Below are 10,470 nucleotides of genomic sequence, written 5' to 3'. Positions count from 1 at the left end.
AAAACTTCCTGGCCCTGGACGATCTGCTTTTCGAGCCAGACGATGTCCTGGGTCAGTGCTGCGATCTGCGAGGGCGAGAGCGCAATGCCGAAGGACAATCCGAGCGACTGCTGGGCGTTGACGCCGCCATCATAAAGCGCCTGCATTAGCTGGCGTGGGTCAAGCCCCGAACCGAGCGTGCGGCTGCCGGTCTGATTGAAGATCTGGTCGCGGATCAGCCGGAGGCGAATGCCTCTACGCAGTCCGAACGAAAGATATCAGCCAGAAGGAGGCTGAAAATCCGGGGATGAGAGCAAGGACCGGACTCGCTCTAACCAAGAAATGCCGGTCAGGTCATCAGCATGATAATAGTATTCACACCCAAAGCCTGCCAAAAGCTCATCCGCTTTCAATGGCTCGCCCGCGCAAAGTTGCAATACTTGGTTGACCTCAGATATCGTGGCTTCTACCTGTTCAGCAGCCTCCGCTCGACGAAAAGCTAAGATAACATCCGCATCGCTGGCTCCCTCGATATCCCAATCCTGATGAAAATAGCCGGCTACCAATCTTTCGAGATTCACAAAACTCTCTGTCATGGAACTGGGAACCCTGTGATGATCCGATAGCCAGTCGGCATGCTTGCGTCGCGCTGAATAACAACGCGGACGTTTGACGATGGCGCTGATGTCGTGCCCCCCCCCCCGCGACATTACATTTCCGATCGTGCTACCCACATTGTGGTTGATGACGAGCCGACCTCCTGTCCCGTTCAGGAATTGGGAGATATTCGCAGTGTTGTCATCAAGCGCAGACGAAATTGCACGTTCAGCTGTTGCACGGTCAGGGAAAGAGGATGCTGCTGTAATGTTTGGCTGAGCATTAAGACGTGCTCCAAGGTCTGCATCCGATTTTCCAACATGTCGACTGATAAGGTGTCCGCCTGCTGCTTCATGAGCTTGAAGTCCCCCTCCAGGTACGATTGGACTAGCTGCGACATTTACCCCACCCGGCACCCCATCTGCAACCCCAGACCCGCTATTGCGAGCGACCTTCAGATCCTTGATCATCTTGACGGAGGCTGCGGGTAGGGCGATCTGCAGGATCTTGCCCCCGCCTATCAGTTGCTCGCGGGTCCGCTGGTCAAGACGGTTCCAGCGGGTGGAGACCTCTTTGCCGGTCGCCCCGTCGACATAGGTGATGGTCGCATCGATCGCATTGTTGGTGGCTTGCAACACGCTCAGCACCGCGATCGTCTGATCCGGATAGTGACGCGCCGACAACTCAATGATTTCCGTTGTCGCCGTGGCCATGGCCTGGCTCAGCGTATCATCGCCGCGACCGATGACGGCCAGACCTTCCAAAGGATCGCCGTCACCGACGCCCGTCGCATAGGCCGCGCTGATGATCACAATGATTGCCGGGATGAAGAAGGCGTTGTTCTCGGCTGCATTGCCGCCGGCATCAGCGCCGGTATTGACATCGCCACCGGCAAGGGCTGCGGCAAGGCCTTCGGCCACACGCGCAACTTCGACGCCCCGCGCGCGCCATTCGGTCACCATGACCAGCGCTTCGGCCTGGGTCAGATTGCCCTTGGTCAACGCATGCCTGAGGCTGTCCTCGACGAGGCTTGCGGTGATCTCCCCCACGACCCCGCCGACACCGCCGCCGGTGCAGTCACCGGAGGCGAGCGCTCCGGTGGCGCAGCCGAGTGCTGCATGGGCAATCAGCTGCGGCAGCTTGCCGATGTCGCCGCCGTGATAGGCAGCCCCGATCGTCTCAGCGACGTGTTCGCCAAGAATAGCGGCGGCTTCGAGACGGAGTGCTGCGACGAGCGCGTCATCGAGCTTGCCGCCTTCGATGGCGGTGGTAACGCCGGCACGGACGGTGGCCCGAGTCAGGCCCGTCTGGTCGTCTTATGCAGAGGGTAGAAAATTCTTTCCAGCTTGCAGAAACTGCTTTGGTAGAATTCGTGAAGCAAGCTGCTTTTCAAGCAGCCTTACCATGAACCCCGTAAATGTAAGACTCGTCAATTCTTCTTCTGCCTGATCTGCGCTGTGGATACCAACTTGCCAAGTTTCGGGAGGTTCGCTTTTAATAATCCAAATTAGACTATCGCCATTATCTGTTTGGGCCCATGTAAAAAAAGAGTCATGGAGTGGAAAAGGAGGGCGGTCGTATAATTCCGGAAAATCCGCTTTCAAATTCTGGTAACTTGACTGAAGATATCGAAAAGAATTCAAATTCAAGTTTTTGTTTTTTGAAAAAGGATTGAATACCCATAGAAAATCTCCGATTGAACCTGTGCCATATGTGCTAACAAATTTTTTATAGTCGGCTGGGAGAAACGCCCCAATTTCTCTTTCAATTTCTGTCCAACTAGAGCCACTTGTTTCAATTGGATCAATTGGCGGGGCAATCAGCGTTGTGATTTGGTCAAAATCCATTACCGTAGTCCATTGATGTTTGGAATCGATACATCCAGATTGAATCCATTTGCCCCTCTAGCCGTTCAAGTTACACCTATGGGCATAGGATTGTTACCCGAATAGATCGGAATTGCTCTGAAATTGACGGTTTCACCACCTTGAACCGCTGCGTAAACCTGTCGTTCAAATGATGACATGTTCGGGTGGTTTGCGTTTCGTTGGAACAATGTAACCAGATTGCGAGCATCGTCACCTGCTTCACCTAGCATTCTCGCCAGCAAGTGACCGCGTGCATGATTGGAGCCTACCCCTTCAAATCCTGGGGGGCGGATGCCTGGGTTAGCAGGTGTTCCGCTGCCAAGGGAGCTAGGATTGATCGTTGATACCACTCCAGTTGGTCGTCCAAGCTCATCCAACTCTCCCAGAATGGTATTGGATGGTGTTGATGATGTCGGCCGCGACAGATCTAGGTAGCCATCCGCCACGCCGTCAATCGCCTTGATCGTATTGGCATCGGCGTTCTTGCGCAGCCAGCGCATGAGGTCTGTGCCGGCCTTGGAGCCGGGGATGACGGAGCCGATGGTCAGCTCAATGCCGGCGTCGAGGGCGGTCTGTTTGGCCAGTTCCTCTGTCCTGCTGCAGGCGGCCATGTCGCCGTTGTTGCAGGCATTCAACGCAAAGGCGACATCGACCGGATCAGACGCCATCAGGACCTTGTCGCCGACTTCCAGTGCGACGGCGATGACGACGATGATCGGCACCCAGAAGGCATTGTTCTCGGCTGCGTTGCCGCCGGCATCAGCGCCGGTATTGACATCACCGCGGGCAAGGGCTGCGGCAAGGCCAGCGGTGACACGGGCCAGCTCGACGCCCTTGGCACGCCAGTCGAGAACCATCTGCTCGGCCTCGGCGCGGGTCAGTGTCCCGGCGGCAAAGGCTTGCCTCAGATCCCGTTCGATCAGCGCGGAGACGGCATCGCCAGTGATCTCCCCCACGACCCCGCCGACAGCGCCGCCGGTGCAGTCACCGGAGGCGAGCGCTCCGGTGGCGCAGCCGAGTGCTGCATGGGCAATCAGCTGCGGCAGCTTGCCGATGTCGCCGCCGTGATAGGCCTTGCGGTGGGGCCTTACACCATGAGTTCACGATTGGTTGCCCGCTTGTCAGAACGGCGGCTTGTCCTCTCGAATACGCCGATGAAGCTCTGCAACGGCTTCTGCATCGGGAGGGTCGATGAGTTTATATATTAGGCCATCTTTTTCTGCTGCCCAATGAATGAGAAGATCTCGGTTTGCATCGTTCTTTTTGATAATGAACCCGTTGATAGAAGGGTCAACAATCTCGCATTTGTTTTCGCGGACAATCAGCAGACCGTGATAGTCCTCGTAGGGAATCACGAGATGCGAGCGCATACCGTCGACCCAGTACATGGCGTAGACTTCCAGAACTCGCTTCAGAGGGTCGTCTAGATCGATAATCTTCATTTTCCATCCGTCACTTTGTCAGTTTTATATCGTATGCTTTGCCAGTAACCGAGTTGTACTGATAGTGAATGGTGATAGAGCGGCCATCAGGCGTTCGGTGATTAACTTGCATCTTTTGCCAGCCGTTCGATGTGGGGAACCGGGGATCGTTGTTTAAGTCGAGTTTCTCACCCGCAGCAGGATCTCTGATCACCTGGTTCCAGAGAACCTGTTCCTGCAGATTGCGTGGGGCCGTGGGCTGGTCTGGCTTGGCTGTGCTGATCTTGTCGTAGTCGATATCGAGCCCGGCCACCTGTGGCGGAACCTTCGGTTTGTCACCGTTTGGATCCGGGCTTCCGTTGCTTCCATTTGTCTCGTCGTCCAAGGGCGGACCGCCATTATGGCCGATTCCAGCCTGCGCGTCCTTTGCCGTTTGGTTGAGAATGATCAGTCCGGCGACGCCAAGGATGATAACCGCCACATCCACTGCGGCACCAGCCGCAGCCCCGGCTGCCGCTGCGACTGGGCAACCCACTCCCGCAGCAGGCGCACCGACTGCGCAGCCAGCAGCTGCACCTGCTGCGGTCCAGGAGTTGTTTGCCGCAGCATTGCCTCCGGCGTCAGCGCCAGTATAGACATCACCGCCCGTCAGCGCTGCGGCCAGCCCGCCTGCGAGCCTTGCAATGTCAACACCCTGCTGCTTGAAGGACAGGAACTCTGCCTGAAGTGAGGCTTGCAAGGCCTTCGCTTCGGCTGCCGAGAGCGGTTTGCCTTGCAGAGAGGCATATTGTTTGAGCTTGTTCTCAGTCCAGTTCTGGATCTGGAGTTTCGCTGCAAGTTCGCCCGCAAAGGCACCGGCAGCACCGGCCCCGCAGTCGCCGGAGGCGAGCGCTCCGGTGGCGCAGCCGAGTGCTGCATGCGCAATGAGTTGGCCGACACTGTCGACATCTCCGGCCCGATAGGCAGCCCCGATCGTCTGGGCGGCATGTTCGCCGAGAATGGAGGCGGCTTCGAGACGGAGTGCTGCGACGAGCGCGTCATCGAGTTTGCCGCCTTCGATGGCAGTCGTCACGCCGGCACGGACCGTGGCCCGGATCAGGCCCTGCTGGATGTTCTGCACCAGACGGTCGGGAAAGGGGGCAGTCGCGGGCAGTTTGACGCCGAGGCCCGCCGATTGCAGGAGCTGCGTGGTCAAACCCGCCGTCACCATGGCCGTGGCGAGGCTGCGCAGGGTATCGGCCGAGCCAAGCTCCTTCAGCGTGGCGCCGAGATCGCCCTGGTTGTTGACCAGCGAGACGGCGGTCTTGTTGATCAGGGTCTGCAAGCCGGCATTCAGCGCCGCATTCATGGCCGCGCCACCGCCCAGGCTGGTGGTCAGCGAGGCGGACATGGCGGCGGTGACGCCGGTTCCGGCTGTCAGCGCGGTGGCGACCAGCGTCACCAGGGCGGCACCGGCCTCGGTCAGGCCCTGGCTCTTGTAGTCCCATTCGCGGAACTCGGCATTGACGGCCTGCCAGTCGACCTTGCCGGCAAGGGCAGGGTCGTTGCGCAGGTCATTGACCCAGGAGAGGCCGGGCGAGGCGGAGAGCTGGTCGAGCGAGGCGGCAAGATCGCCGCCGGTCGCCTTGTATTCGATGACCACGCCGTTTCCGGCATCGATGGTCAGCCCGCCACCGGCCTCGATCTCGACATTGCGGATGGTCTCTTCGACGCGACCCTGATCGCGCTCGTTCCACCAGAACAGGTCTTCCTCGCGCTTGAAGTCCTGGGAGAAGCTCTGGTTTTCATCCACGCAGGTTCACGGAACTTCCTGTGGATGCAGATGAACGGCTTTTCTTGCGGATCTATCCAGCGCGGTGTTAGATCAAGGACGAGGGAATTGGAGCGGCAGTTCCCTAATGTGTGATGGTCCCCAAGACCCCGGGAAATACCCCGGGTCAGGACAAGACAACTTCCAGACTTCGTTGGTCGCAATACATTTAAACCATCTGTCGGTCCATTCGCTCCCGCTGGCCTCTTGCTGCTTTAGCTCTTCGCAGGTCCCGTCTGCCACCTGTGCCTCGATCCAGCGCAAGAAGCGTCGGTATTCCCCCATAGAGCGAAACGAATCAATTTCTTCCCAATTGCAGGTAGTCATCACTTTATCCAGCTTGGATCGACCGGATTCAGGATCCTGTCGAAGTAAATCTGATTCCCGCCGCCTACTAAACCACGCTGTGGTGCGGCCACACCTTCAAAGAGGCGAGTTCCTGCTGGCACTTCCATCTGAATTACGCGAGTGGCTGTGTTGCCCCAATTCTGGTCCAACGCACTGTCGATAACAGACTGAAGGGGACCATCAGGTCGAATTCGCGTCCAGTATCCCCCTGAAGGATTACCATTGTCACTGATAACCCGGTAAAGCGTTGTGGGTTCGGCGGTTACCAACTCTTGATAGCTCCCGCTTCGGAACGTTCTAGCAATCTCATTTGGCAGTGGCCCTTGGTTCAGGGGGCCGTAATGGGCGACCGTTCCCGTATTGGGTGCATTTGCCCCACCCGGCGCTCCGTTAGCAAACCCACCTCTCTGTTCGAGTGAAGCCAGCGCCGCTCGATCAGCCGCACTCACCCTCGTGCTGTTGACGGTGAAGCGGTAGACGGCCTGGCCACCGACGATGCCGAGGGTTACGACGACGGCACCAGCATCGACATAGGCCTGGTATTTTGCCGCATCGGCTGGGTTTAGGCCCTGCGCGGTCAGCGCCTGGACGAGTGCCGTGCGGGCCTCATTGCCGGTGATGGCCTGCTGTGCATCGCCATAAAGGTGGTTGCCGCTGGCCAGCGCCCCAAGTGCACCGGCAGCGCAGGCCATGGTGCCGGCGCCGGATGCACATACGCCCACCCCGCCGACCACGCCTGCGGCACTCAGGAAGGCATTGATCTTGCCTTCGGTCTTTGAAAGCTCGACCACGAAATCGCGGATCGCCAGATCCGCCGGCTGGTTTGAGTTGGACAGGCTGCGTGCCAGCAGAAGATCGTAGTCGAAGATCGACTGCTTCACGCTGAAGGCTGTTGCGCTGTTTGTCGGATCGGCAAGAGCCTGACCGTTCGCAAGCTCCTGTTCGAGCCTTGCTGCGAAACCCTTCAGATCAGCAACACGAGCAGCACAGGCCTGCGAAGCGGGTACTACCAAGCATATCTGCATGAGGTTGCTGGTATTGGCCTGTGATATGGCTGCGAAGGCAGCATCCTTTTGCAGGATTGCCGTGATCTTTTCCGCCGAGCAGGGTTCGGCGGCAGCCATGCATGCTTCGAACTCCTTTCGGTTGGCGAGTGCCGCTTCAAGCTCTGCATGGTTGAGATAGTTGTTCTGGTGGGTGGTGGCGGCCTGGCTTGCGGCGGCGTTCAGCGCGTCTGCCGAGCCTCCGGCGATGGCACCGGCAGCCCCTGCAATCAGCGAGAGGAGGGCGGCCTGACGGGCCGGGTCGGGGATCGCTTCGGCGAGCGGCTTGCCGATCAGTTCGGCAAGGCCGGAGCCGATGGCGCCCGCCATGCATTCGCCAGCGCCGATCGTGGCCGCTGCGCAGCCGACGGCGGCATGCAGCACCACCTTCTCGATGCTGCCTTCTTCAAGGCCATTGAAGGCGGCGAGATCGCCGATCTCGTTGGCCAGAACGGCACCGACCGTATCGGCTGCCGCCAGTCGCAGGGCCGATGTCAGGGCCTGGCCCGGGTCTTCCCCGCCAATCGTCATGCCGACGCCTGCGCGGATGGCGGCCTTGATCAGATTGCGCTGGGCCTCATTGATCAGGTTCTGGCTGATACCGGCATTGGCCGCCACATCCGGGATGCCAGCCATCGACAGCACCTGCGTCGATAGAGCCGTCACCGACGCCCGTCGCATAGGCGCGCTGATGATCACAATGATCGCCGGGACGAAGAAGGCGTTGTTCTCGGCTGCTTTGTAGTAATGCTCTCCCGGTTGCGCTCTCGATATGTTGAGCTACAGGAGGCCCATGACTAGACTCCTGCGCCCATGGAGACCAAGACGGCCTCTTGTTCGGGGCATTAAATCATCTGGGAATCTCCCTATTCTTCCATTTCAGTCGGGCCTGTTTCAGACTTATGGAATTGGCCCCGCCTTCATAGTCTGGATCAGTTGATTGCAAAGGGTCATCCTCCCAACAACAGAGCGGACATATCTCGTACTCACCGTATTCTGAGATCGTCAGCGATCCGCAGCATTGACATGGCAGCAGGACAGTCATTGTTTGTTCCAATAATTGGTGACCATAGGTGCCGTGGCTAGGATGGTGGAGTGTACACTAATCAGCAATCCATGTAGCCAACACATAAATGAAGATGAGGTCTCTATCGCGTGTCTGAGAGTGGATGAAAGGGCGATTTATTGAAGGTTTTCATATTGATGTCTTACTGATTTCGCAAAGCTCAGTGCCCGTTCCCTCAGTTCATAGCTCTCACCAAAATGTAGGTTCAGTTCGCCCTCACCGACACCGGCCATACGCCGCCTCAGTCTGATCACAACGTTGATTCTTTGTGTATTGCCGCTAAAGCGTAGCGTTACGTCATAACTTAAGTCTGAAACTTCGCAGTGAGCATCGCCAGATTCCAGCGATATCAGCAGCCTTTCCCAGTCTTCAATACCAAACCACAAACCATCGGACGAGTATGTCATCTTTCCAGTTGGATAAAGGAATGCAATTTCCAATGAGGCTCTAAAGCTAGGCATTCTGACCAACTCAGTTTCAACCAATCGCAGTGAGACGCTGATGTTTTCACCTGTTAATTCTGGCACAGTTCTTACCTTACCTGCGTTGGGAACGCGTGAACAATGACGGGCAAGCGATCAGTGGGATTCTGTCGGAAGACAATTTCCCAACCGCCAACATTGTATGGCTGTCCGAGTTTGGGCGGACCAGCCTTTGCTATGTCACTAACTGCGCTTTGAAAGCTTCGCAGCATTTCCTGCGACGTGATTGGATTGCTGGAAGCACCCAGCCGCGTCAAGTACTCCCCGAAGTGCTCCGTTGCATTTGCGTTCACCCAGAATGACTGGCTGCCGGTTTTCACCTCAAATGTTGCCGGTATCCGTGTCCCGGGAATATCGGCTGCTGTAGCGGTGATATTGTCCCAGACTGTTCCTCCTGCACCCGGCCCACCCGGCACCCCATCTGCAACCCCAGACCCGCTATTGCGGGCGACCTTCAGATCCTTGATCATCTTGACGGAGGCTGCGGGCAGGGCGATCTGCAGGATCTTGCCGCCGCCAATCAGCTGATCACGGGTCCGTTGGTCAAGACGGTTCCACCGGGTGGAGACCTCTTTGCCGGTCGCCTCGTCGACGTAGGTGATGGTCGCATCGATCGCATTGTTGGTGGCTTGCAGTACGCTCAGCACCGCGATCGTCTGATCCGGATAGTGACGCGCCGACCACTCGATGGCTTCCGTTGTCGCAGTGGCCATGGCCTGGCTCAGCGGATCATCGCCGCGGCCGATGACGGCCAGACCTTCCAGCGGATCGCCGTCACCGACGCCCGTCGCATAGGCCGCGCTGATGATCACGATGATCGCCGGGATGAAGAAGGCGTTGTTCTCGGCTGCATTGCCGCCGGCATCAGCGCCGGTATTGACATCGCCGCCGGCAAGGGCTGCGGCAAGGCCTGCGGCCACACGCGCAACTTCGACGCCCCGCGCGCGCCATTCGGTCACCATGACCAGCGCTTCGGCCTGGGTCAGATTGCCCTTGGTGAGCGCATGCCTGAGGCTGTCCTCGACGAGGCTTGCGGTGATCTCCCCCACGACCCCACCGACGGCACCGCCGGTGCAGTCACCGGAGGCGAGCGCTCCGGTGGCGCAGCCGAGTGCTGCATGGGCAATCAGCTGCGGCAGCTTGCCGATGTCACCGCCGTGATATGCAGCCCCGATCGTCTCGGCCACATGTTCGCCGAGAATGGAGGCGGCTTCGAGACGGAGTGCCGCGACGAGTGCGTCATCGAGCTTGCCGCCTTCGATGGCGGTGGTGACGCCAGCGCGGACCGTGGCCCGGATCAGGCCCTGCTGGATGCTCTGCACCAGTCGGTCGGGAAAGGGTGCGGTGTCGGGCAGTTTGACGCCGAGGCCTGCCGAATGCAGGAGCTGCGTGGTCAGACCCGCCGTCACCATGGCGGTCGCAAGGCTGCGCAGGGTATCGGCCGAGCCGAGCTCCTTCAGCGTGGCACCGAGATCGCCCTGATTGTTGACCAGCGAGACGGCGGTCTTGTTGATCAGGGTCTGCAACCCGGCATTCAGCGCCGCATTCATGGCCGCGCCGCCGCCCAGGCTGGTGGTCAGCGAGGTGGACATGGCGGCGGTGATGCCGGTTCCGGCTGTCAGCGCGGTGGCGACCAGCGTCACCAGGGCGGCACCGGCCTCGGTCAGGCCCTGGCTCTTGTAGTCCCATTCGCGGAACTCGGCATTGACGGCCTGCCAGTCGACCTTGCCGGCAAGGGCAGGGTCGTTGCGCAGGTCATTGACCCAGGAGAGGCCGGGCGAGGCGGAGAGCTGGTCGAGCGAGGCGGCAAGATCGCCGCCGGTCGCCTTGTATTCGATGACCACGCCGTTTCCGGC

9 protein-coding genes are annotated in these 10,470 nt (G+C 58.9%); 1 reads left to right on the top strand and 8 read right to left on the bottom strand.

Going from position 1 to position 10,470, the window contains the following annotated elements:
- Nucleotides 1-257: 257 nt before the first annotated feature.
- Nucleotides 258-1,577, bottom strand: a complete 1,320-nt coding sequence (locus BW978_RS23240) for a contact-dependent growth inhibition system immunity protein (RefSeq protein ID WP_139330653.1) — start codon at nt 1,575-1,577, stop codon at nt 258-260.
- Nucleotides 1,578-1,580: 3 nt separating this feature from the next.
- On the opposite strand from BW978_RS23240, the gene BW978_RS23875 reads away from it, so the two are divergent.
- The gene (locus BW978_RS23875) at nt 1,581-1,907 is read left to right on the top strand and encodes a hypothetical protein (protein ID WP_244552041.1); all 327 of its coding nucleotides are present in this window, start codon (nt 1,581-1,583) and stop codon (nt 1,905-1,907) included.
- On the opposite strand, the gene BW978_RS22975 is transcribed toward BW978_RS23875, so the two are convergent.
- The 7 genes from BW978_RS22975 to BW978_RS22940 all read right to left on the bottom strand — a co-directional run.
- Nucleotides 1,893-2,423, bottom strand: coding sequence for an SMI1/KNR4 family protein (locus BW978_RS22975; protein ID WP_076398595.1), 531 nt, complete (start codon nt 2,421-2,423; stop codon nt 1,893-1,895). The genes BW978_RS23875 and BW978_RS22975 overlap by 15 nt on opposite strands.
- A gap of 65 nt (nt 2,424-2,488) precedes the next feature.
- Nucleotides 2,489-3,400: a DNA/RNA non-specific endonuclease gene (locus tag BW978_RS22970; protein ID WP_076398592.1), complete on the bottom strand. Its 912-nt coding sequence runs from the start codon at nt 3,398-3,400 to the stop codon at nt 2,489-2,491.
- Between the two features lie 165 nt (nt 3,401-3,565).
- Complete coding sequence (locus tag BW978_RS22965) at nt 3,566-3,886, bottom strand: hypothetical protein (protein WP_076398589.1); 321 nt, start codon at nt 3,884-3,886, stop codon at nt 3,566-3,568.
- A 10-nt stretch (nt 3,887-3,896) separates the two neighbouring features.
- A complete protein-coding gene (locus tag BW978_RS22960) occupies nt 3,897-5,657 on the bottom strand; it encodes a DUF637 domain-containing protein (RefSeq protein ID WP_076398586.1) in 1,761 nt (586 codons plus the stop codon).
- Between the two features lie 344 nt (nt 5,658-6,001).
- Nucleotides 6,002-7,702 carry a DUF637 domain-containing protein gene (locus tag BW978_RS23235; RefSeq protein WP_175616936.1) on the bottom strand — a complete coding sequence of 567 codons (1,701 nt, stop codon included), beginning with the start codon at nt 7,700-7,702 and terminating at the stop codon, nt 6,002-6,004.
- Between the two features lie 546 nt (nt 7,703-8,248).
- Nucleotides 8,249-8,659, bottom strand: coding sequence for a hypothetical protein (locus BW978_RS23460; RefSeq protein WP_139330652.1), 411 nt, complete (start codon nt 8,657-8,659; stop codon nt 8,249-8,251).
- Nucleotides 8,660-8,664: 5 nt separating this feature from the next.
- Nucleotides 8,665-10,470 (bottom strand): DUF637 domain-containing protein (locus BW978_RS22940; RefSeq protein ID WP_175616935.1); only part of this gene is annotated, 1,806 nt, incomplete at its 5' end.

Origin of the sequence: Rhizobium sp. RU33A (assembly GCF_900156055.1) — a bacterium.
GTDB lineage: Bacteria > Pseudomonadota > Alphaproteobacteria > Rhizobiales > Rhizobiaceae > Allorhizobium.
Note: the sequence above shows the minus strand (reverse complement) of the source record. Positions and strands in the feature narration are given on the sequence as shown.